Raw genomic sequence first — 23042 nt, forward strand, 5'->3', positions numbered from 1 at the left:
TCAAGGCCGGGCACATCCCTGTGCCCTCCCCGCGTGCTCCCGAAGGGAGAAGGATTGCACGTTGAAGACTGAGCTTAACTGCCCGGGGTCGGCCGGCCGGCATCCGCGGCGCGAGCCGGAAAGTCGATGCGCATCCTCGCGCCGCGCCCGCAGCGGCCGTCCAGGATGCTGAAGCTGGCGCCGTGCGCGCGGGCGGATTCTTCCACGATGGCCAGGCCCAGGCCGCAGCTGTCGCCGTCGCTGTTGGCGCCGCGGTAGAAGCGTTCCTTCACCTTCTCGCGCTCGGCCGGCGCGATGCCGCTGCCGGTGTCGTCCACTTCGAGGAAGGGCCGGCCGCCCTCCACGCCGCAGCGCAGCGTGATGTGGCCGCCGGCGGGCGTATGGCGGATGGCGTTGTCGACCAGGTTCAGCAGCAGCTCGTGCAGCACCCAGAACACGCCGGCGACCCGCGCCGGCTGGCAGTCGGCACCCAGGTCGATGTCGTGCGCCAGCGCCCGGTCCAGCGAGGCGCTGACCACCTGGGTGATCAGCTTGGGCAGGTCCACCGGCAGGAAGCGGCTGGAGCCGTGCGCCGACGGCTCGGCGCGGGCCAGCGCCAGCAGCTGGTTGGCGGTGTGCGCCAGGCGGTCGATGCCGCCGTGCAGCAGCGCGATGCGCTCGTGTAGCGGCGTGCCGGCGGTATCGCGCGCCAGCACTTCCAGCTGCGCCTTCACCCCGGTCAGCGGCGTGCGCAGCTGGTGCGCGGCGTTGGCGAGGAAATGCTGCTGCGACAGCGCGGAATCGCGTACCGTGGCCAGCAGCGCATTGAGCGATTCCACCAGCGGCAGCACTTCGCCGGGCACGTTGTCGGTCGGCAGCGGGGTGAGGTTGTGCGAGGGGCGGTCGGCGATCTGGTCGCGCAGGCGCTGCAGCGGGCGCAGCGCCACGCTGATGCCGAGCAGGGCGATGCCGAACACCAGCAGCATCTGGATGCTGTCGTTGACGCCGAAGGACAGGTCCATGCGCTGTACCGCCTGGTCCCGGCGGTGCGGCGTTTCGCCGACGGTGATCACCAGCGGCTCGCCGCCTTCCACCACGCGGTAGCTCAGCAGGCGTAGCCGCAGGCCCTGGTAGGTGGCATCGGCATAGGCGAATTCGTCGTTCTGCTCCGCCGGCACGATCGGCAGGTCTTCCGAGCCGGCATAGGTGCTGCCCTGCTCGTTGCTGACACGGTAGAAGAAGCGCTCCTGCGGCAGCGCGCGCAGCGGCGGCGGCGGATGGTCCGGCAGCATGATGTCGAACTGCCCGCCGGGCTGGCGGTGGATCTGCGCGGCGATTGCCAGCACCGCGCGCGACAGCGAGCGATCGAACGAGGCGTAGATCGGCGTGACGATGGAGTGATGGTCGACCACCACGCCGATCACCAGCATCACCGCCAGCGGAGCCAGCAGATAGCCCAGCAGGCGGCGTCGGACGCTGGGGCGCCGCGGCAGGATGTCAGCCGTCCTCGAGCCGGTAGCCGAGGCCGCGGATGCCGCGGATCGAGGCCGAATCGCCCAGTTTGCTGCGCAGGCGCGACACGTGCACCTCGATGGCGTTGCCGGAGATGTCCTCGCTCCAGCCGGCGATGGCCTGGGTCAGGCGCTCCTTGCTCACCACCTTGCCGCTGTGATGGGCCAGGCATTCGAGGATGGACCATTCGCGCCGGGTCAGTTCCAGCGCCTCGCCGGTGGCGTTGATCGCGCGGCGGCCGGCCAGGTCGATGCGCAGGCGGCCCACGGTGAGCTCATTGGCGCTGGCGGCGCTGGCGCGGCGGATCAGGGCGCGGCAGCGCGCGGCCAGTTCCGGCAGGGCGAACGGCTTCACCAGATAGTCGTCGGCGCCCAGATCCAGCGTGCTGACGCGGTCGTCCAGGCCGTCGCGCGCGGTGACGATCAGCAGCGGCAGGCCCTGGCCGGAGCGACGCAGGCGGCGCACCAGGCTCAGGCCGTCCTCGCCGGGCAGGCCCAGGTCGATGATGGCCAGGTCGTAATGGGCGCTGTCCATCATCCCGGAGACCGGCTCGGCCGTGCCGACATGGTCGACCACGTACCCCTCGCCGGTGAGGCCGCGGACAATGCCATCGGCCACCAGCGGATCGTCTTCGACTAGCAGTATGCGCATACAGGCCACGGTGAAAGGAATGCCGGGCATGCTAGCAAACCCGTGCCGCGGCGAGACAGCGGGTCGGGCTAAGAAAAAACTAAGGCAGGCGCGCCGGCTCGCGGCCGATCCGAGGCGAGCCGTGCCTTATCACGTTTTTTCATCGGCAAAAGCGATTTCCACTCATAAAGCGACAAAAAGAATTTGAATCGGAGATTTATTCAGTGGGATTACGGTAATTCCGATTAATACGGGATGGGGTCCGAATATCTGGCCCATGGCGCGCCATGCCTTGCGGTGCGACGCAGAATGATCGCCACGGAGATGAATTCCCGTTGGGGAAGCTCCGTGTCAGGCCATTTCCAAGCGAAGGCCTGATCGGCTCATCAATAAAGGCGAGGGTTTGCCATGTCGTATATTTCGATCGGAAAAAATGATTCCCGCTACGAGACCCTGAAAAAAGGTTTCAATCAACGCTGGCCGTCGGACGGTGCCGACGCCAGCGCCATCTACGTATGCCGTAGCGTCGACGATGCCCAGCAGGCGCTGCAGCATGCCGTGGCGGCGGGACTGCGGCCGACCATCCGCAGCGGCGGGCATTGCTACGAAGGGTTCGTCTCGAACAATCCCGGTGGCGTGATCATCGATGTCGGCTTCCTGACCGAGCTGAGCGTCGATGAGAACACCTACCGCATCGGCGCGGGCAGCCAGAACTGGGATGGCTACGTCAACCTGTTCAAGCTGACCGGCAGCGCGCCGCCGGCAGGCTCGTGCTATTCGGTGGGTACCGGCGGCCATGTCGTCGCCGGTGGCTATGGCCTGCTGTCGCGCCTGCACGGATTGACCGTGGACTGGCTGCAGGCCGTCGAGCTGCTCACGGTAGGCACCGGCGGGCAGGTCGAGCGCCGGCTGGTCAACGCGAGCAACGATGCGGACCTGTTCAAGCTGTGCCGCGGCGGCGGCGGTGGCAACGTCGGCATCATCACGAGCTACCACTTCGATCCGCTGCCCAGGGCGCCGGCGCAGGTCGCGCTCCTGGTCAAGCAATATCCCTGGGCGCAGTTCGCCAGCGACAAGGAAAGATTCAGGACCTTCCTGAAGGCCTACGGCGATTTCATGAAGAAGGCCGATACCGATCCGGAGACGTACGGCCTGTTCACGCTGTTCAAGCTGACCCACATCAGCGCGGGCAATATCGGGCTGGTCATCCAGTACACCGATCGCAACGGCGGGCTGGACAACATCCAGCCGCTGCTCGACCTGGTCAGCGCCATGGACTCGGTGGGCAAGGGCACCACGCTTTCCACCTACCTCCCCGGCACCGGTTCGACTCCCTTTGCGCAGCAGCACCAGTCGCGACGAGTGGCGGGTGGCGACCTGCCCGTCGGCACCTTGATCTACGACTGGCTCTATTCCACGCAGACGGTGAACGGCTCGGGGAACAACCAGCGAGGGAAGTACAAGTCCTCGTACATGAAGGACAACTTCACCGATCACGAGATCGATGTCCTGTTCCACTATCTGACGGAAGTCCATGCCACGGACAGCGACTTCGCGCAGTCGCTGGTGCAGGTCGATTCCTACGGCGGTGCGATCAATCACGTCTTCGAGGGCAACAACGGCTTCGATCCGGCGTCCAACGCCACCGCGGCCGTCCAGCGAAAGTCGGTGATGAAGCTGCAGTACCAGACCTACTGGACGGACCGCGCCCAGGACCAGAAGCATGTGAAATGGCTGCAGGACTTCTACTACGAAGTTCATCAGGCCGACGGCTACAACGGCACGCCGTATCCGGATTCCGTGGCCAAGCCCAATTCCCGCTACGAGGGCTGCTATATCGGCTATCCGGATATCGACATGCTGACCGGTCGTCAGCCCGGCGCGGCCGACTATCACTGGGGCGAGCTCTATTACGGCTCCTTGTACGACGAGCTCGTGGCGATCAAGCACAAATACGATCCGAACAAGATCTTCCAGTTCGCGATGTCGCTGGGAGCGCAGCCGCCGCGCCTGGGGCCGCGCATCGGCGGGAGCTGAGGCGCGCCTGGCCGCATCGGCGTCGGCACTCCATCGGGCAGGGAGGTTACGGTGCCCGATGGATCCAGGGCTATGGGTCGACCCGGGGATCATCCGATCCCCGGGTCGCTCAGCGATGGCGTGGCCGGCGCGGTTCATCAGCCGAGGACGGCCGCCAGGCCCAGCGTCAGCAGCAGCGCTACCACCGAGATGATCGTCTCCAGCACGGTCCAGGTCTTGAGCGTCTGCGTCACCGTCATGTTGAAGTACTGCTTCACGATCCAGAAACCGCCGTCGTTGACGTGGGACAGGATCAGCGAGCCGGCGCCGGTCGCCAGAACCATCAGTTCCGGGTGCACGGCCTTGCTCGCCGCGGCGGCGATCGGCGCCACGATGCCGCAGGCCGTGCCCATGGCGACGGTGGCGGAACCGGTGGCGATGCGCAGCAGGGCCGCGATCAGCCAGCCCAGCAGCAACGGCGAGATCTGCGAGGACTGCGTCGCCCCGATGATGGCGTGGGAGACGCCGGAATCGAGCAGGATGCGGCCGAAGCCGCCGCCGGCGCCGACCACCAGGATCACCGTGGCCGTCGGCGCCAGGCAGTCGTTGGTGAAGCCGAGGATGGTCTCGCGGCTGAAGCCGCGCCGCTTGCCGAAGGTGTAGAAGCTCAGCAACACCGCAACCAGCAGGGCCACGACCGGGTTGCCGAGGAAGCCGAGCACGGCGTTGGCGCGCGAGCCCGGGGTGGACAGCAGATCGGCCCAGGTGCCGACCAGCATCAGCAGCACCGGCAGCAGCAGGGTGGCGAGGGCGATGCCGAAGCTGGGCAGCTGGCGTTCCTGGTCGATCTCGACGAATTCCTTTTCCAGCGGGTTCTCCGCTTCGACCGTGACGTAGCGTGTGACCCAGCGGGCGAACAGCGGGCCGGCGATGATCGCCGTGGGCAGGCCGATCAGCACCGCGTAGAGAATGGTCTTGCCGATATCCGCCTGATACGCGGTCACCGCCAGCAAGGCCGCCGGATGCGGCGGGACCAGTCCATGCACGACCGAGAGTCCGGCCGACATGGACAGGCCGATCAGCAGCAGCGGCATGCCCGCGCGTTTGGCGATATGGAAGGCCACCGGCACCAGCAGCACGAAACCGACGTCGAAGAACACCGGCAGGCCGACGATGAAGGCCACCGTCATCATGGCCCAGTGTGCGCGGCGTTCGCCGAAGGCGGCGATGAGCGTATGTGCGATGCGTTCGGTGCCGCCCGATTCGGCCATCATCTTGCCGAGCATGGTGCCCAGCGCGATCAGCAGCGCGATATGGCCGAGCGTGCCGCCGGCGCCGGTCTCGAACGCCTTGACGATGCCCTTCATCGGCATGCCGACCGCGACGCCCAGGCCGAGCGAGACCATCAGCAGGGCGACGAAGGGATTGAGCTTGAGCGCAGCGATCAGATAGATCAGAACGACCACGGCCAGTGCGGCCGCCAGCAGCAGGGCGTCGCCTTGCAACAGAAAGTTGGTTTGTATCGGATTCATTGCCTCACCGGTATGCGATGGATGCGGGATGCCGGCGGAACATGCCTGACAAACCACTCGTATTGGTTGGCAACGTGTCCTATCGGCTATGTTTTCAGTGGATTCCTAATGCCGGGAAAAATGGATGTGCGAAAGCGCATGACGATGAGTGCCTCATGTCATGCGCGAGCGCTTCGATAGGTTCGGTTCGAACCCTCAGTCGAGGGCCATCGCCTAGGGTTTCTTATAGGCCACGCAGTCGACCTCGACCTTGCAGTCGACCACCATGCTGGACACCACGCAGGCGCGGGCCGGCGGATGCGCGCCGAAGTACTGCCTGAACACGCGGTTGAACGAGGGGAAGTCGCGCGGATCGTCCAGCCATACGCCGCAGCGCACGACGTGCTCCGCGCCGTAGCCGGCTTCGCCCAGGATCGCCAGCAGGTTGCGGATGGCCTGGTGCGACTGCTCGACGATGCCGCCGTGGATGACCTCGCCGTCCACCATCGGTGTCTGCCCCGATACGAACAGCCAGCCGTCGGCGCCGGCGGCGCGGGCAAAGGGAAGATGCTGGCCGCCGGTGCCGGAGCCGCCTTCGACGCCGAATCGAACGATGGAATCAGTCATGGGAATCCTCTTGGATGGAAGTGGAGGTCAGGCCGCCGCCGTACGCGGCGGCGTCGATGCATGGCGCGGCAGGTAGCGCCCCGCGCGGTGCGGCTGGGCACGGCCCTGGTGGTAGGACAGCACGCCGTTCACCCATACGGCCGAGATGCCGGCGGCGTGTTGCCGTGGATCGGCAAAGGTAGCCGTGTCGCGCACGGTGGCGGGATCGAACAGCACCAGGTCGGCCCAGTAGCCCTCGCGCACCAGGCCGCGTTCGGCCAGTCCGAAACGCTCCGCCGATTGTCCGGTCATCTTGCGCACGGCCGTAGCCAGGCTGAACAGGCCGCGTTCGCGGCTGTAATAGCCGAGCACGCGCGGGAACGCGCCCCAGAGCCGCGGGTGCGGATGCGCATCGTGCGGCAGCCCGTCGGAGCCGATGCTGGTGGCCGGATGGGCGAGAATGCGCGCTACGTCCGCGTCGGACATGTTGTGGTAGACGGCATTGGCCGGCTGCAGGCGCCGTGCGGCATCGAGCAGGCTCAGGTCCCATTCCCTGGCGATCTCCTTGAGCGTGCGCCCGGCCATCTCCGGATGCGGCACCGAGGCGGTGATGTCGATATCGAATTCATGGGTGACCTGCCCGAGATCGAGCGTGGAAGAACTGGCGATATACGGATAGGCGTCGCAGCCGATGGCCTGGCACTGCTGCGCCGCTTCCAGCGCATGCAGCACTTCGCCGGCCCGTCCCCAGTTGCCCGCGCCCGCACATTTCAGGTGCGAGATCACCACCGGCACGCGCGCGTGCCGGCCGATCCGGCAGGCTTCGTCCATGGCGCCGAGGATGCCCTCGAATTCCGTGCGCAGGTGCGTGGTGTACAACGCGCCGGCCGCCGCCAGCGGCTCGGCCAGTTCCATCACTTCCTCGGTGGTGGCGGCGATGGCGTTGCCATAGGCCAGCCCGGTCGACAGGCCCAGGGCGCCATGCTCGAGCGCCTCGCGCAGTTGCCTGCGCATCGCATCGATCTCCGCGGCGGTGGCCGCGCGGTCGAGCCGGTCCATATGGTTCTGGCGCAGCGCCGTATGGCCGACCAGGGCCGCGACGTTTACGGCCGGCTGCGCGCTTGCGATGGCGTCGACATAGGCGGCGAAGCTGGGATAGGCGAAGGCGTCGGCAGGGCCGAGCAGGGTCATCGGATCCGGCGGCGCGCCGCTGAGGCTGACCGGCGCCGCGCTGATGCCGCAGTTGCCGACGATCACCGTGGTCACGCCTTGCGAGAGCTTGGGCAGCATCTCGGGTGCGCGAATCACATGGAGATCGTCGTGCGTGTGCACATCGATGAAGCCGGGTGCGAGCGCCTGGCCGGCGCCGTCGAATTCTTCCGCGCCGCGCCAGCGGTTGTCGCCGGCGCGGCTGATGCCGGCGATGCGGCCGTCGTGGACGGCGACATCGCAGCAGGTGTCATCGGTTTCCGCACCGGTTCCGTCGATGACACGGACGCGGCGAACGACAGTGGAGAAGGCTTGCATGGCGATCCTCTGAAGGCAGGAGGCTGGGCGGGCGATCGACGCCTGGCGGCGTTGAACGGTGTTCGGCGGACCGTGCGGATGCATCCTGCGGAGCGACACGCATGCGATGCCATGCGCACTGCGAATGGCACCCGTCCCGTGCGGCGAATGGCAGTGCCGCGGCATGCCGATGCATGCGAGCGATGACAGTGATGGGGTCGCGCATTGGAATGATCTGACGGCTAATTCTGAAAAGTCGATTCGCCTTGCGCAGAAGGCGCTCGCATGCGTTCAAGATCGATGAGCGATCGCCTATGATCAATTTTTTCCGTGGCATCACCCTGCATTTAGGACGGTTTCCCATGTCTGATAACGCGTCGCGGAGTGAGCAGCTGGCTCCGTTCGTCCATCCGCTCGACAAGGGCATCGGCGCACTCGATGCGCCCTGCGCACCGGAAGCCATCGCTTCGCATGGATGGAATCTGCTTAAGGAAGATCTCAGCCTGCCGGTGGCCGTGCTGTCGCAGTCGCGGCTCGAGCACAACCTGGCGTGGATGCAGCGCTTCGCCAGCGAGTACGGTGCCAGGCTCGCGCCGCACGGCAAGACCACCATGGCGCCGCGCCTGTTCGCGCGGCAGCTGGAAGCGGGCGCGTGGGGCATCACGCTGGCGACGGCGCAGCAGGCGCGCGCAGCCTATGTGCATGGCGTGCGGCGCATCCTGCTCGCCAACCAGCTGGTCGGCCGGCGCAACATGGCCATCGTGGCGGAGCTGCTGGCCGATCCTTCGTTCGAGTTCTTCTGCCTGGTCGATGCCGCGGAACAGGTGCGCCAGCTGGCGGCATTCTTTGGCGCCGCGGGCCGCCGCATCCAGGTGCTGATCGAGCTGGGCGTGCCGGGCGGGCGCACCGGCGTGCGCGACGAGGCGCAATGGCAGGCCGTGCTCGATGCGCTGGCGCAGAGCGGCGGCGCGGTCTCGCTGGCCGGCGTGGAAGTCTACGAAGGCGTGCTGAAGGACGAGACGGCCATCCGTGCCTTCCTGCAGCGCGGTGTCGAGGCGGTGCAGGTGCTGGCACGCGATGGCCGCCTGCAGCGCACGCCGGCCGTGCTGAGCGGCGCCGGCTCGGCCTGGTACGACGTGGTGGCGGAGGAATTCGCCAAGGCGCAGATCGGCGCGCCGCTGGACGTGGTGCTGCGGCCGGGTTGCTATCTCACCCACGACGTCGGCGCCTATCGCATCGCGCAGGCGCGCATCGACGCCAGCAATCCGCAGGCGCGGCGCATGCGCTCGAGCCTGCTGCCGGCCCTGCAGGTATGGGCCTATGTGCAATCCGTGCCGGAGCCGGAGTGCGCCATCGTGGCGATGGGCAAGCGGGACGCGGCTTTCGATGCAGGCTTTCCGTCGCCGGCCGCGCACTTCCGTCCCGGCGGGTCCGCGCCGTCGCCCGTGCCGCCGCACTGGGAGGTGACCGGCATGATGGACCAGCATGCCTATCTGAAGATCGCCGCCGGCGACGACCTGCGCGTCGGCGACATGCTCGCCTTCGACATCTCGCATCCCTGCCTGACCTTCGACAAGTGGCGGCAGCTTCCGGTGATCGACGACGCTTACGACGTCGTCGACGTCGTGCAGACCTATTTCTGAGACGGCGGGATATGCGGATGGCGGAAATTCTCTCGTTCGGCGAGCCGCTCGCCGAGTTCAACCAGACCCAGGCCGGCAGCGCGGCATGGCGCCTCGGCTACGGTGGCGACACGTCCAACTTCTGCATCGCGGCGGCGCGGCAGGGCGCGAGCGTGGATTACATCAGCGCGACGGGCGACGACCGTTTCGGCCAGGGCCTGCGCGATCTATGGCAGGCGGAAGGTGTCGGGCACAGCCACGTACGCACGGATCCGCAGGCGCCGACCGGCGTCTACTTCGTGTCGCACGACGCCTCCGGACATCATTTCGACTACCTGCGCGCCGGTTCCGCCGCCAGCCGCTACGTCCCGGCGTATCTGCCGGGGCAGGCGATCGCCTCCGCGCGTGCGCTGCATCTGTCCGGCATCAGCCTGGCGATCAGCCAGGACGCCTGCGATGCCGGGCTGGAGGCCATGGCGCAGGCGCGCGCGGCAGGCGTGATGGTGTCGTTCGACACCAATCTGCGCCTGCGGTTGTGGCCGCTGGCGCGCGCCCGCGCGGTGATGCGCGAAGCCTTGCGCCTGTGCGATCTGTGCCTGCCGAGCTGGGACGACATCACCGCCGTGCTGGATTGCCACGAGCCCGATGCCATCCTCGACACCTTGCTGGACTGCGGCATCGAGCTGGTCGCGTTGAAGATGGGCGCGCGCGGCTGCTACGTGGCCACGCCTGAGAGCCGCATCCTGGTGCCGCCCCACGCCGTGGATGCCGTCGACGCCACCGGCGCGGGGGACTGCTTCGGCGGCGCCTTCGTCGCCCGGCTGGTGGCCGGCGACGATGCGGTCGCTGCGGCGCGCTATGCGAATGTGGCTGCGGCGCTGTCGACGACCGGCTATGGCGCCATCGCTTCCATCCCGCGCGCCGAGGCCGTGTACGGCGCGCTGGGCACGTATGCATGCGCGTCATGAGCGAAGGAAGGCACCGATAGACATTCGATGTCCCCGGCTGGCGGTGATCGCCAGCCGGGGACACGCTTGCGCGCTGCTCAATAGACCATGTTGAGAGCGGCCCGCGGACTGACGAACGAGCGCGTGTTGTGGCCGGCCACGCTGATCTGCGCACCCACGATGAGGTTGTACTGGCGGTTGAAGTTGTACTCGACGCCCGGCGTCACGCTGTAGACGGTGCTGTAGTGGTCTGTGCGCTGCATGTTCCATCCCTTGCCGTCTTTCCTGTACACGTTGCCGTCCAGCCACGCCCGTCCCTGGCGATTGGCGCTGACGTCCAGGGCCAGTGCCCAGCGGTAGTCCAGGCTGTATTCGGCGCCCAGGCTGAGATTGAGCTGGGCGCCGGGGTGATAGCGGCCGCGAAAGCCGCGCGGCGTGCTGTACACGCTTACGTCGCGCAGACTCACGGCGGGCGGCCGCGGACTCCAGGAAAGCTGGCCGCGCACGCGCAGCGGCCGCTCGCTGGGCATCCAGAAGGTCTTCTGCGCGAGCAGCGACAGGGTGGTCCGCCGCGCGCCGCTGCCCATGCCTTCGAAGGCGTGGTCGCGCAGCGAGTCGTAGGCCGCGGTGATCAGGTTGTGCTGCGCGAACATCGAGATGGCGGTTCGGGTGCCGTCCTGGTTCGGCGCCCGCAGCAGGTATTGCAGGCGCACCGAGGCGTCGGTGGCGCGCATCGCGGTGGTGTGCCTGCCGTTCGCGGAGGTGTGCGCCGCACCCAGGTTCAACTTGCCGGTCAGGCGCGGGGTGATGCCGTAGGCGATCGGCAGCAGTACCTGCCATTGCGAGTAGGAATTCTGGAGTTTTCGTGTCCGCCCCGAGCGGTCGTACCGCTCATTCGCATACAGGTAGATCAGGTTGGGCGTGAGAATGAGCGCGCCCTTGGGCACGGTATTGGGATTGGACGTGGCGAGCGTGCCGGTGAAGTTGACCTCGGGACGGGGGCGGTTCTCCGCAAAGGCGGCCGGCGAGAACGCCAGCAGGAGCAGAGGCAGGTAGCGTGCAAGTCCCGGTTGCTTCGTCTTCGTGTGCAGCATGAGCGAATGCCTCTCGCGGTAGGGAGAAGCTTCAATACACTCAGCCAGAAATGCGATGAAATGCGGCGCACTCCCAATTTTCGGTTGGCATTTCTCGCGGGTGTCTTCGAGGCGCGTGGAAGTACGCAAATAGCCAGGGGAAAGTTGCGAAGACTAAGGAGAAATCCCAATTTTCGGTTGGCATCCGTCGCAGGGGTTCTGGTTGCTGTCTCCGCATGCACTCGATCGCTCCGGCGATGCCGGCGCAGAAAAAAACAAGGCCGGCATGAAGCCGGCCTTGATAACTGCAGCGTCGAGACGCCTCAGCGTTTCATCGAATTGAAGAACTCGTCGTTGGTCTTGGTGTTCTTCATCTTGTCCAGCATGAACTCCATCGCCGCCAGCTCGTCCATCGGATGCAGCAGCTTGCGCAGGATCCAGATCTTGGAAAGCATGTCCGGATCGATCAGCAGGTCCTCGCGGCGCGTGCCGGAGCGGTTGATGTCGATGGCCGGATACACGCGCTTCTCGGAGATGCGGCGGTTCAGGTGCACTTCCATGTTGCCGGTGCCCTTGAACTCCTCGTAGATCACCTCGTCCATCTTGCTGCCGGTGTCGGTCAGCGCGGTGGCGATGATGGTCAGCGAGCCGCCTTCCTCCACATTGCGCGCGGCGCCGAAGAAGCGCTTCGGGCGCTGCAGGGCGTTGGCGTCGACACCGCCGGTGAGCACCTTGCCGGAGCTGGGCACCACGGTGTTGTAGGCACGGGCCAGGCGGGTGATCGAGTCGAGCAGGATCACCACGTCCTTCTTGTGCTCGACCAGGCGCTTGGCGCGCTCGATCACCATCTCGGCGACCTGCACGTGGCGCACGGCGGGCTCGTCGAAGGTGGAGCTGATCACCTCGGCGCGGACGGTGCGCGCGATCTCGGTCACTTCCTCCGGGCGCTCATCGATCAGCAGCATGATCAGATGCACGTCCGGATGGTTGTACTGGATGGCCTGGGCCACGTTCTGCAGCATCATCGTCTTGCCCGACTTGGGCTGGGAGACGATCAGGCCACGCTGGCCGCGGCCGACCGGGGCGACCAGGTCCAGGATGCGGCCGGTGATGTCCTCGGTCGAACCGTTGCCGCGCTCCAGGTGGAACGCCTTGCGCGGGAACAGCGGCGTGAGGTTCTCGAACAGCATCTTGTTCTTCGACGCTTCCGGCGGATCGCCGTTGATGTCGTCGACCTTCAGCAGCGCGAAGTAACGCTCGCCTTCCTTCGGATGGCGCACGCGTCCGGTGATGTAGTCGCCGGTGCGCAGGTTGAAGCGGCGGATCTGGCTGGGCGAGACGTAGATGTCGTCGGGGCCGGCCAGGTAGGACTCGTCGGCAGAGCGCAGGAAGCCGAAGCCGTCCTGCAGGATCTCCAGCACGCCCTCGGCCCAGATGCCGCCGCCGGAGCGGGCGTGGGCCTTGAGGATGTTGAACACCACGTCCTGCTTGCGGGCGCGGGCGACGCCTTCCTGGATGCCCAGCGACTCGGCGAATTCCAGCAGCTGGATCGCGTTCTTGCGCTTGAGCTCGGTCAGGTTGATCAGGCGGTCGTTGCTGCCGGCGTCGGCGTAGTCGTCGTCCACCGGCAGGCCGTTGTTGTTGCGCGGATGCTGCTGGCCGCCGCCCTGGCCGCCCGGGCCGCGCTGCTGCTGCTGCGGGTTGTTGTTGCGCTCGTGGCGGCGCCGGCGGCCGCGGTCATTGCGGTCGTTGCGGCGGTCGTTGTTCGGGTTCTGGCCGCCGCCTTGCTGCTGCGGCTGGCCACCCTCGCGCGCCTGTGGCGGCGCGCCCTCGCGGGACGCGGCGTCGCCGTGGGCGGCGGGAGCGGGATCGACCGGAAGGCTGGCCTGCACGGGCGCCGGCGGGGGCGCCTCGCTCGCGGGCTTTTCCACGCGGGGAGCGCTTTCGGCGGCGGCCGTCGCGGAGGCGGCGGATTTTCGCGGAGCGCGGGTGCGGGGCGTTTCGGACACAGTTTTGGGTTCGGCGCTCTTGGCGTCGTTCTGGTCTTGGCTTTCGATATCAGACACGGGCAAACCTCACGGGGCGCCGTTGATCACAGGAGGGAAGGGTGCGCGCGGGGCGCGGAGGGCGCGGGGGACGGGAGTCCCGACAGGCGAGGGGAAATCTAACACCCGCCGCGCGACGCCGTAAAGCGGGCGGCGGGTGGAGCTTGCTTCAGATCGACTTGTCGATCAGCTGCTTCAGCTGGCCCTTGCTGACTGCGCCGATCTGGGTGGCCTCGACCTTGCCGCCCTTGAATACCATCAGGGTGGGGATGCCGCGCACGCCGTAGTCGCGGGGCGTCTTCTGGTTGTGGTCGATGTTGATCTTCACGATGCGCAGCTTGCCTTGGTATTCCTCGGCCAGCTCGTTCAGGGCCGGGGCGATCGCCTTGCAGGGGCCGCACCACTCTGCCCAGAAGTCCAGCAGGACGGGGGTATCCGACTCCAGCACTTCCTTCTGGAAGGCGTCGTCGCTCACATGGGTAATCAGGTCGCTCACCGGGGTCTCCGATTGACAGGCGGGGGATGGTTTGACGACCGCGCGGCCAGCATCGGCTACACTGGGGCGCCCATGAAGCGCGGGTCGGACCGGAAAAAGGAAGTGATGCCGTTGCGGCAGGCCTCCATTCCAGCGTAACTCAGGGCACGATTCAAGCGATTCAAGGGCCGCCTTCGCGGCAGTTCCGGCGATATAGGAAAGCAGGTTACGCGCCTGCTTCCCTATGTCGGCGGAACTGCCGGTCGCCATGGCCCGCCACCTCGGCGCCAGTCGCGAGGCGCACCGCGGTAGCCCGCGAGCCCTCGCCGCTGTCCGGCCAGCCCGTCGCGCTGGCCGGCGCCGCACCTCAACCCGTCCCCAGGCTCTCCGACCGCCGCCGGGACAAGGGCGAGCCGCTCCGCGGCCGCCCCACCGCCGATTGATATCCATGTCCGAGACCGTTCTTACCGATACCTTTTTCACCAATTTTGAACTTCATCCGCTGCTGCAGCAGGGCCTCGACGAGGCCGGCTTCACCCGCTGCACGCCGATCCAGGCGCTGACCCTGCCGATCGCGCTCACCGGGCGCGACGTCGCCGGTCAGGCCCAGACCGGCACCGGCAAGACCTGCGCCTTCCTGGTCGCCATGATGAACCGCCTGCTGACGCGCCCGGCCGTGGCCGAGCGCAAGGACAGCGACCCGCGCGCCCTGGTCATCGCCCCCACCCGCGAGCTGGCCATCCAGATCGACAAGGATGCGCGCAGCATCGGCCGCTACACCGGCCTGAAGACCGCGCTGATCTACGGCGGCGTCGACTACGACAAGCAGCGCCAGCAGTTGCAGGCCGGCTGCGACATCATCATCGCCACGCCGGGCCGCCTGCTCGACTACTACAAGCAGCAGGTGTTCGGCTTGAACGGCGTCGAGACGATGGTGATCGACGAGGCCGACCGCATGTTCGACCTCGGCTTCATCAAGGACGTGCGCTTCATCTTCCGCCGCCTGCCGGCGCGCGAGCAGCGCCAGGTGCTGCTGTTCTCGGCCACGCTCAGCCATCGCGTGCTGGAGCTGGCCTACGAGCACATGCACAACGCCGAGAAGCTGGTGGTGGAGACCGAGAACGTCACCGCCGACCGCGTCCGCCAGCAGGTCTACTTCCCCTCCAAGGAAGAGAAGATGCCGCTGCTGCTGAACCTGCTCGAGCGCACCAACCCGAGCCGCAGCATCATCTTCGTCAATACCAAGATGGCCGCCGAGCGCATCACCGAGCGGGTCAAGCGCCAGGGCTACCGCGTCGGCGCATTGTCCGGCGACGTGCCGCAGCTCAAGCGCCAGAAGCTGCTGCAGCGCTTCCAGGACGGCCAGCTCGACATACTGGTGTGCACCGACGTGGCCGCGCGCGGCCTGCACATCCCCGCGGTCAGCCACGTCTTCAACTACGACCTGCCGCAGGACGCCGAAGACTACGTGCACCGCATCGGCCGCACCGCCCGCCTGGGCGCCGAGGGCGACGCGGTCAGCTTCGCCTGCGACCTGTACGCGATGTCGCTGCCGGACATCGAGACCTATATCGGCCAGCGCATCCCGGTGGCGGCGATCGAGCCGGACATGCTGGTGATGCCCAAGCCGCGCGAGATCGACGCGCAGTACGTCGCCGACGCGGCGGCCGATAGCGCGGCCTTCGGCGACAAGGTCGAGAACCGCGAGAAGAAAGACAGCGGCGGGCGCGGTTCGCGCCGCCGCGAGGGTGGTCCGGGCGAACGCCGCTCCGGCGAGCGCCGGTCCGGCGAAGGCCGGCCGCCGCGCGAGGCGCGCAAGCCGCGCGAAGAGGGCCAGGCCCCCGCCGTCAACGGCGAGGCCGTCCAGGGCGCGGCGCCGCATCCGGAAGCCGGCCACGAAGCGGCCGGCGCCGACGCGCCGGGCAAGCGTCGCCGCCGCCGTGGCGGCCGTGGCCGCCGCCGCGAAGGCGCGCCGGTGGAGAACGCCGCTCCGGCCGCCGCCGAAGCCGGCCGCGGCAACCGCGACGGACACCGTCCCTCGCGCGAGCGCGGCGGCATGGAGAACGGGGCGCGGCCGTCGCGCCAGGTCGCGGCCACCGCCGCCGTCCACGCGAAGGACAGCGCGCCGAAGAAGCCGGGCTTCTTCCGCCGCCTCGCGCGTTTGTTCACCGGCCGCTGAACTTCCTCGCCGCCGCGCACGCTGATCGCGTCGCGGCGGCCTGTGCAGTGATCGCTTTGCTGCGCGCATCCCGTATCCTTGCGGGCAGTGCGGGATCAGGGATCGAGGACACGCGGTGATCCGCTTCGACCAAGTCAGCAAACGCTACGAGGGCGGCCATGAGGCGCTCTCGCAGCTTTCTTTTCAGGTGGCGCCGGGCGAGATGGCCTTCGTCACCGGCCATTCCGGCGCGGGCAAGAGCACGCTGCTCAAATTGCTCGGCCTGATCGAGCGCCCCTCGCACGGCAGCATTTCGCTGGACGGGCAGAGCCTGGCCAAGATCGGCCGCGGCGGCATCCCGAAGCTGCGGCGGCGCATCGGCATGGTGTTCCAGGACCATCGCCTGCTGATGGACCGCACCGTGTTCGCCAACGTCGAACTGCCGCTGGTGATCGGCGGCGTCGCCCCGGCCGAACGCGGCCGGCGCGTGCGCGCCGCGCTGGAGAAGGTCGGCCTGCTCGCCTACGAGCGGCAGCTGCCGGCCACCTTGTCCACCGGCGAGCAGCAGCGCGTGGGCATTGCCCGCGCCATCGTGGCCAAGCCCACCCTGCTGATCGCCGACGAGCCCACCGGCAATCTCGATCCGCAGCTGGCCGTGGAGATCATGGGCCTGTTCGCCGAATTCCAGCAGGTCGGCACCACCGTGCTGGTCGCCAGCCACGACCTGCCGCTGATCAAGCGCATGCGCAAGCGCGTGGTGGTGCTCGACCACGGGCGCCTGGTCGCGGACATCGCCGCGGAGGAGGTGCTGTGAGCGCCCAGCAGGAAGCCCCGATCGTGGCCGAGCCCCGCGTCGAACGCAGCCGGCCGCGGCCGGTCGCCAGCTGGCGCGATCACCACGCCTGGAGCGCGGGTGCCAGCCTGCGCCGGCTGATGTCGCGCCCGGTCGGCACCTTGCTGACGGTGGCGGTGATGGCGCTGGCGCTGGCGCTGCCGCTCACCTTCTATCTGCTGCTCGGCAACGTGCAGAAGATGGGCCAGGCACTGGGACAGAACCAGGCCGTGTCGGTCTTCATGCAGCCGGGCCAGACCGGCCCCGCGGTGGAGATGATGGCGACCAAGCTGCGCGAGCGCGCGGACGTCGCCTCCGTGGCCATCAAGAGCCCGCAGCAGGGCATGGACGAGCTGGCCAGGATGCAGGGTTTCTCGGGCGCGCTGAACACGCTCGACAGCAACCCGCTGCCCTACGCCCTGGAAGTACTGCCCAAGCCGGAAGCCAGCGCCGACGACGTCGCCCGCCTGGTCACCGACCTGCGCGCGCTGCAGGGCGTGGACCTGGTGCAGGACAGCGGCACCTGGCGCCAGCGCCTGGACGCGCTGCTCGGCGTGGGCAACCGCGTGGTGCTGATCCTGGCGGCCTTGCTGGCACTGGCGGTGCTGCTGGTGGTCGGCAACACCGTGCGCGTGGACATCGCCAGCCGCAGCGAGGAAATCGGCGTGCTGATGCTGATCGGCGCCAGCGGCGCCTTCGTGCGCCGTCCTTATCTATATGCCGGCATCTGGTATGGCCTGTTCAGTGGCCTGCTCGCGGCCGGCATGGCGCTGCTGATCGAAATGGCGCTGGCCGAGCCGGTGACACGACTGGGTCACGTGTACGAGGGCAAACTGCAGATCGGCATGCTGCCGCTGTGGCTGCTCGGCGCCGTGCCGCTGGCCGCGGCCGTGCTGGGCTGGCTCGGCGCGCGCCTGGTCAGCGCCTGGCAGCTGCGCAAGGCTGCCTGACCCGGATGAACCAGGTGCACGATGAAAGTGACGCCGGTCGCAGGCAAGCGCCGTGCCGGCAGGGCAAGATGCCCGGATGAAAGGGCGCAAGGGGGCGTCCATCGATGGTCGGCAAGGAGGCCGCTGAGCGTGGATGGATCGGTCAATGAGTGAAGGTTTCAGCAACCGCATCGTCAGCGCCGCGCCGCGCGTGCTGGTGGTGGACGGTTCGAAAGTGGTGCGGCAGCTGATCAGCCGCGTGCTCAAGGTGGAGCTGCCGGATGCCGAGGTGGTGGGTTGCGCGAGCGGTGCGGAAGCGCACCAGCTGCTCGAGGGCGGCGTGTTCGACTTCATCACCATCTCCCTGCGCCTGCCGGACATGGACGGCCTGGAGCTGGCGCGCTACGTGCGCGAGTCGGCGCCGCAGATCTATGTGCCGATCGTGGTCGTATCCGGCGACGTGGACGACCGCCTGCATCGCCGCACCCTGGGCGAGCACGTCACCGACTACTTCGACAAATCCCTGGGGTTCCAGGCCCTGGCCGAATTCATCCGCGGCTATGTGCGCCCGGAAAGCTCGGCCGAGGGCGAGGTGCTCTACGTCGAGGACAGCCGCGTGGTCGCCCTGGCCACCCGCCGCATGCTGGAGAAGTACGGCCTGACCGTGCGCCACGTGATCAGCGCCGAGGACGCCCTCGCCTGGCTGGAGACCGCCAAGGCGCAGGGCCAGGTCGGCGCCGACCTGGTGCTGACCGACGTCAGCCTGAAGGGCGAGCTCACCGGTGGCGACCTGCTCGAGCGAATCCGCCGCGACTACGGCTACGGCAAGGGCCGCCTGCCGGTACTGGTGATGACCGGCGACGAGAATCCAGCCAACCAGGCGGCGCTGCTGCGCGCTGGCGCCAACGACCTGGTCGAGAAGCCGATCGAGGAGAAGCTGTTGATCACCAAGGTCCTGTTCCAGCTGCGCGTGGCGCGGCATCTGCGCCAGCGCGACCAGGCCGCATGAACGAGGGCCGGGTCAAGCTGGAGCCGTCCTGGAAGGAGCGCATCGGCGCCTATCTGGAGCGGCCGGAGATGCAGGCGCTGGCGGGCTTTCTCCGTGCGGAGAAGCAGCAGGGCAAGGTGATCTTTCCGCCGGGTCCGGAGATTTTCGCCGCCTTCGAGCACACCCCGTTCGACAAAGTCCGGGTGGTGATCCTGGGCCAGGATCCCTACCACGGGCCGGGGCAGGCGCATGGGCTGTGCTTCTCGGTGCGGCCGGGCGTGCCGCCGCCGCCCTCGCTGCAGAACATCTTCAAGGAGATCCAGCGCGACCTCGGCATCGCCCCGCCTGACCATGGTTGCCTCACGCCCTGGGCCGACCGTGGCGTGCTGCTGCTCAACGCGGTGCTGACGGTGGAGCGCGGCCTGGCCGCATCTCACCAGGGCAAGGGCTGGGAAGGCTTCACGGATGCGGCGATCGATGCCCTGAACCGGGAGCGGGAAGGGCTGGTGTTCCTGCTGTGGGGTTCGTATGCGCAGCGCAAGGGCCAGCTGATCGATGCGCGCAGGCACTGCATCCTGCGCTCGGTGCACCCGTCGCCGTTGTCGGCGCATCGGGGCTTCCTGGGCTGCGGGCATTTCTCCGCGGCCAATCGCTACCTGGAAGAGCACGGCCAGGCGCCGGTCGACTGGTCGTTGCCGCCGCGCAGCGAACTGGCTGCCTGATCGTCGGCATCCTCCGGCTTCAGGGCGCAAGTCCCTGTCTTCACGTAGAAAAATCCTTGCGTGGAGCTTGCAATGCTCCGTTCGGTTCACGGGTTCTCGAAGGGGCCATGGCTACAGTGGCCCCCCTCGCCTGGACAGGCACCCCAAATTCCTGTACGATTCGGTTCAATAAAGCGGTCGAGAACTCCCTCACGGAACTCTTGGCCGCTTTAGCACTCCCACCGAGGGAGTGCTAAGCTGAATTCCATCCCCAGGAGGATCCACACATGTCTCAAGCTTTGGTGACCGCCAACCTGCCGGTACCCAGCGTCGTCGGCAGTCTGGATGCTTATATTTCGGCGGTTCACCGCATCCCGGTGCTCAGCCAGGAAGAAGAGCAGGCCCTGTCGCGCCGCTATCAGGAAGAAGAAGACCTCGCTTCGGCCCGCAAGCTGGTGATGTCGCATCTGCGTTTCGTGGTCCACGTGGCCCGCGGCTACAGCGGCTACGGCCTGCAGATCGGCGACCTGATCCAGGAGGGCAACATCGGCCTGATGAAGGCGGTGAAGCGTTTCGACCCGGACCAGGGCGTGCGCCTGGTCAGCTTCGCGGTGCACTGGATCCGCGCCGAAATGCACGAGTTCATCCTGCGCAACTGGCGCATCGTCAAGGTGGCCACCACCAAGGCGCAGCGCAAGCTGTTCTTCAACCTGCGCAAGAGCAAGAAGCGCCTGGGCTGGATGAACGCCGAGGAAGTGCGCGTGGTGGCGAAGGACCTGGGCGTGCCGGAAGCGACCGTGCGCGAGATGGAATCCCGCCTGTCCGGCCGCGACATCGGCTTCGAAGCCCCGGCCGACGCCGACGAGGACGCCAAGCCCGCACCGGAGGCGTTCCTGATCGACGAAGGCGCCGACCCGTACGACAACATCGCCGACGCCGACCAGGCCGACAACCAGCTGGAAACGCTGACCGACGCCCTGCGGAAGCTGGACAGCCGTTCCCGCGACATCATCCAGCGCCGCTGGCTGAACGAGGAAAAGGCCACCCTGCAGGACCTGGCCGACGAGTACGGCGTCTCGGCCGAGCGCATCCGCCAGGTCGAGGCCAACGCCATGAAGAAGATGCGCGGCCTGTTCGCCGCCTGATTCTCCGATAGCGATACCATCGCCGACGGCCCCGCTTGGGGCCGTCGGTTTTTGCGCCCCACAGCAGACGTCCGGACGTCCAATCCCATGCCCAGAGTCCTGGTCATCGAAGACGACGAGGTCACCGCCCGCGAGATCGTGGCCGAGCTCAGCGTGCACGGCATGACCGTCGAATGGTCGGCCGACGGCCGCGACGGCCTGGCCCGCGCCAGTGCCCAGGCCTACGACCTGATCACCCTCGACCGCATGCTGCCGGGCCTCGAAGGCATCGAGGTGGTCGAGGCGCTGCGCCGGCAGCAGATCGACACCCCGGTGCTGATGATCAGCGCGCTCAGCGAAGTGGACGATCGCATCCGCGGCCTGCGCGCCGGTGGCGACGACTACCTCACCAAGCCGTTCGCTCCCGACGAGATGGCGGCCCGCGCCGAGGTGCTGCTGCGTCGCCGCCAGCCGCAGCAGCACGAGACGCGCCTGCGCGTCGGCGAGCTGGAGCTGGACCGGGTGCGCCACGTCGCCTACCGCCAGGGCCAGCCGCTGACCCTGCAGCCCACCGAATACCGCCTGCTCGAATACCTGATGCGCCATTCCGGCCAGGTGCTGACCCGCACCATGATCTTCGAGGCGGTATGGGGCTTCCATTTCGACCCCGGCACCAACGTGATCGACGTGCACATCGGCCGGCTTCGGCGCAAGATCGACGGGACCGGGCAGGCGCCGCTGATCCGCACGGTCCGCGGCACCGGCTACATGATCACCTCGGCTCCCCAGAACGCGGCAGCGCAACCATGAATCGCCCCAACGCCTGGCGCTCCGCCACCTCCCGCCTGATCCTGATCTACGGCGCGCTGTTCGCCGCCTGGGGCCTGGTGCTGGTGGGCGTGATCCAGTGGGAGAGCACGCGTTATCTCAACACCGTGATCGACCAGATGCTGGAACAGCGCATGCACTATCTGGCGACCACCGAGACCTCGCGCCTCGGCGCGACCGTGGATGCCGCGATCACCATCGACCCGCACGGCGTGATGTCGGTCGGCCTGTTCGATGCTGCCGGCAAGCCGCTGGCCGGCAATATCGCGCGCATGCCGGCGGAGCTGGCGCCGGACGGCAAGGTGCGCCTGCTGGCGCAGGGCCTGCCGCGGCCCGATCGCGACGGCAGCCAGGTGCGCGCCCGTGCGCTGGCCAGCAGGCTCGCCGACGGCCGCATACTGGTCATCGCCAAGGACAACAGCACCGTCGACGGCCTCGGCGCGATCGTCTGGCGCGCCTTGCTGTGGGCGATTTCGCTCACCGTGATTCCCGGCCTGCTCGGCGGCTTCCTGCTGCGGCGCGGCCCGGAAAAACGCATCCGCGCGCTGCAGCAGGCCACCGATCCGATCCGCCAGGGCGACCTGACCAAGCGCCTGCCGGTCAGCGGCCGCGGCGACGAAGTCGATGTGCTCGCCGCCATCGTCAACACCATGCTCGGCGAGATCGAGCGCCTGATGAACGAAGTGAAGGGCGTGTGCGACAACATCGCGCACGACCTGCGCACGCCGCTGACGCGCCTGCGCGCGCGCCTGTACCGCGCGCAGCAGCAGCTGGCGGAGCAACCGGAAGCCGCGCTGGTCGAGGCGAGCATCGTCGACATCGACCAGGTACTCGGCCGTTTCCGCGCGCTGCTGCGTGTGTCGGAGCTGGAAGACGGGCGGCGCAACGCCTGCTTCGACGAAGTCGATCTCGGCGGCGTGCTGCAGCAGGTGCACGAGTTCTACGCGCCGGTGGCGGAGGATCGCGGCCAGCCGTTCGTGCTCGATATCGAACCCACCGTACCGGTGCGCGGCGATGCGCACCTGCTGTTCGAGGCGCTGGCCAACCTGGTCGGCAACGCGATCAAGTTCACTCCGGCCGGCGGCGAAGTGCGCCTGCGCGCGCGCATGGACAGCCGCGGCCCGCGCATCAGCATCCTCGACCAGGGCCCGGGCATTCCGGCGCACGAGCGCGATGCCGTCACGCGCCGTTTCTACCGCGGCGACAACAGCCGCGCCATGCCCGGCTCCGGCCTGGGGCTGAGCATCGTCAGTGCGATCGTGCGCCTGCATGGCTTTGCGCTGGATATCGGCGAGCAGAAGGAAGGGCCTGGCTCGCGTATTACGCTGTATGGCTATACGGTTAAGCCGGGGGAAGTGCCCGGTACCTGCCTGTCGCGCACGGTGACACCGGAGGCGCCTGCCGAACGTATCCCGCCAGTGGCAGCCACCGGTTGACACCTTCCACGAGGGAATCCTTCTCCCTTCGGGAGAAGGTGGCGGCAGCCGGATGAGGGTACGGGCGGAGCGCTGCGCATCACTGTTCCGCTCCGCCCGTACCCTCACCCCAACCCCTCTCCCG

19 protein-coding genes are annotated in these 23042 nt (G+C 67.7%); 11 read left to right on the forward strand and 8 right to left on the reverse strand.

Features of this window, described 5'->3' with window-relative positions; all coding sequences use genetic code 11:
* Positions 1-74: 74 nt before the first annotated feature.
* On the reverse strand, positions 75-1409 hold the full coding sequence (locus BM172_RS10790) for a sensor histidine kinase (protein ID WP_051548367.1): 1335 nt from the start codon (positions 1407-1409) through the stop codon (positions 75-77).
* A 67-nt stretch (positions 1410-1476) separates the two neighbouring features.
* Positions 1477-2142 carry a response regulator gene (locus BM172_RS10795; RefSeq protein WP_026633956.1) on the reverse strand — a complete coding sequence of 222 codons (666 nt, stop codon included), beginning with the start codon at positions 2140-2142 and terminating at the stop codon, positions 1477-1479.
* Positions 2143-2529: 387 nt separating this feature from the next.
* On the opposite strand from BM172_RS10795, the gene BM172_RS10800 reads away from it, so the two are divergent.
* Positions 2530-4158: an FAD-binding oxidoreductase gene (locus BM172_RS10800; protein WP_026633955.1), complete on the forward strand. Its 1629-nt coding sequence runs from the start codon at positions 2530-2532 to the stop codon at positions 4156-4158.
* A 137-nt stretch (positions 4159-4295) separates the two neighbouring features.
* On the opposite strand, the gene BM172_RS10805 is transcribed toward BM172_RS10800, so the two are convergent.
* The 3 genes from BM172_RS10805 to BM172_RS10815 form a co-directional block, all read right to left on the reverse strand.
* On the reverse strand, positions 4296-5669 hold the full coding sequence (locus tag BM172_RS10805; RefSeq protein ID WP_026633954.1) for a GntT/GntP/DsdX family permease: 1374 nt from the start codon (positions 5667-5669) through the stop codon (positions 4296-4298).
* Positions 5670-5882: 213 nt separating this feature from the next.
* Positions 5883-6275, reverse strand: coding sequence for a RidA family protein (locus BM172_RS10810; RefSeq protein ID WP_035322436.1), 393 nt, complete (start codon positions 6273-6275; stop codon positions 5883-5885).
* A 27-nt stretch (positions 6276-6302) separates the two neighbouring features.
* A complete protein-coding gene (locus BM172_RS10815) occupies positions 6303-7781 on the reverse strand; it encodes an N-acyl-D-amino-acid deacylase family protein (RefSeq protein WP_026633952.1) in 1479 nt (492 codons plus the stop codon).
* A gap of 341 nt (positions 7782-8122) precedes the next feature.
* Here BM172_RS10815 and BM172_RS10820 point away from each other — a divergent pair, with 341 nt between their 5' ends.
* On the forward strand, positions 8123-9403 hold the full coding sequence (locus BM172_RS10820; RefSeq protein ID WP_026633951.1) for an amino acid deaminase: 1281 nt from the start codon (positions 8123-8125) through the stop codon (positions 9401-9403).
* Between the two features lie 17 nt (positions 9404-9420).
* Positions 9421-10350: a sugar kinase gene (locus tag BM172_RS10825; RefSeq protein WP_026633950.1), complete on the forward strand. Its 930-nt coding sequence runs from the start codon at positions 9421-9423 to the stop codon at positions 10348-10350.
* A 77-nt stretch (positions 10351-10427) separates the two neighbouring features.
* On the opposite strand, the gene BM172_RS10830 is transcribed toward BM172_RS10825, so the two are convergent.
* The 3 genes from BM172_RS10830 to trxA all read right to left on the reverse strand — a co-directional run bounded on the left by BM172_RS10830 (position 10428) and on the right by trxA (position 13943).
* Positions 10428-11423 carry a hypothetical protein gene (locus BM172_RS10830; RefSeq protein ID WP_026633949.1) on the reverse strand — a complete coding sequence of 332 codons (996 nt, stop codon included), beginning with the start codon at positions 11421-11423 and terminating at the stop codon, positions 10428-10430.
* A 302-nt stretch (positions 11424-11725) separates the two neighbouring features.
* On the reverse strand, positions 11726-13411 hold the full coding sequence (gene rho / locus BM172_RS10835) for a transcription termination factor Rho (protein WP_428844764.1): 1686 nt from the start codon (positions 13409-13411) through the stop codon (positions 11726-11728).
* Positions 13412-13616: 205 nt separating this feature from the next.
* Complete coding sequence (trxA, locus tag BM172_RS10840) at positions 13617-13943, reverse strand: thioredoxin TrxA (protein WP_026633947.1); 327 nt, start codon at positions 13941-13943, stop codon at positions 13617-13619.
* A 427-nt stretch (positions 13944-14370) separates the two neighbouring features.
* Here trxA and BM172_RS10845 point away from each other — a divergent pair, with 427 nt between their 5' ends.
* From BM172_RS10845 to BM172_RS10880, 8 genes are all read left to right on the forward strand, one after another.
* Positions 14371-16101, forward strand: a complete 1731-nt coding sequence (locus BM172_RS10845; RefSeq protein WP_035322435.1) for a DEAD/DEAH box helicase — start codon at positions 14371-14373, stop codon at positions 16099-16101.
* A 115-nt stretch (positions 16102-16216) separates the two neighbouring features.
* Positions 16217-16894, forward strand: a complete 678-nt coding sequence (gene ftsE / locus BM172_RS10850) for a cell division ATP-binding protein FtsE (RefSeq protein ID WP_026633946.1) — start codon at positions 16217-16219, stop codon at positions 16892-16894.
* Positions 16891-17862, forward strand: a complete 972-nt coding sequence (ftsX, locus tag BM172_RS10855) for a permease-like cell division protein FtsX (protein WP_026633945.1) — start codon at positions 16891-16893, stop codon at positions 17860-17862. The genes ftsE and ftsX overlap by 4 nt, the downstream gene beginning before the upstream one ends.
* Positions 17863-18007: 145 nt before the next feature.
* A complete protein-coding gene (locus tag BM172_RS10860) occupies positions 18008-18850 on the forward strand; it encodes a response regulator (RefSeq protein WP_026633944.1) in 843 nt (280 codons plus the stop codon).
* Entirely contained in the window at positions 18847-19551 is a 705-nt protein-coding gene (ung, locus tag BM172_RS10865; RefSeq protein ID WP_026633943.1) for a uracil-DNA glycosylase, read from the forward strand. Before BM172_RS10860 ends, ung begins: the two co-directional genes overlap by 4 nt.
* A gap of 266 nt (positions 19552-19817) precedes the next feature.
* Positions 19818-20675: an RNA polymerase sigma factor RpoH gene (rpoH, locus tag BM172_RS10870; RefSeq protein WP_026633942.1), complete on the forward strand. Its 858-nt coding sequence runs from the start codon at positions 19818-19820 to the stop codon at positions 20673-20675.
* A gap of 87 nt (positions 20676-20762) precedes the next feature.
* Complete coding sequence (locus BM172_RS10875) at positions 20763-21464, forward strand: response regulator transcription factor (protein WP_026633941.1); 702 nt, start codon at positions 20763-20765, stop codon at positions 21462-21464.
* Positions 21461-22918: a sensor histidine kinase gene (locus tag BM172_RS10880; RefSeq protein WP_051548366.1), complete on the forward strand. Its 1458-nt coding sequence runs from the start codon at positions 21461-21463 to the stop codon at positions 22916-22918. Before BM172_RS10875 ends, BM172_RS10880 begins: the two co-directional genes overlap by 4 nt.
* Positions 22919-23042: the final 124 nt, after the last annotated feature.

Origin of the sequence: Dyella marensis (genome assembly GCF_900112865.1) — a bacterium.
GTDB classification, from domain to species: domain Bacteria; phylum Pseudomonadota; class Gammaproteobacteria; order Xanthomonadales; family Rhodanobacteraceae; genus Dyella_D; species Dyella_D marensis_A.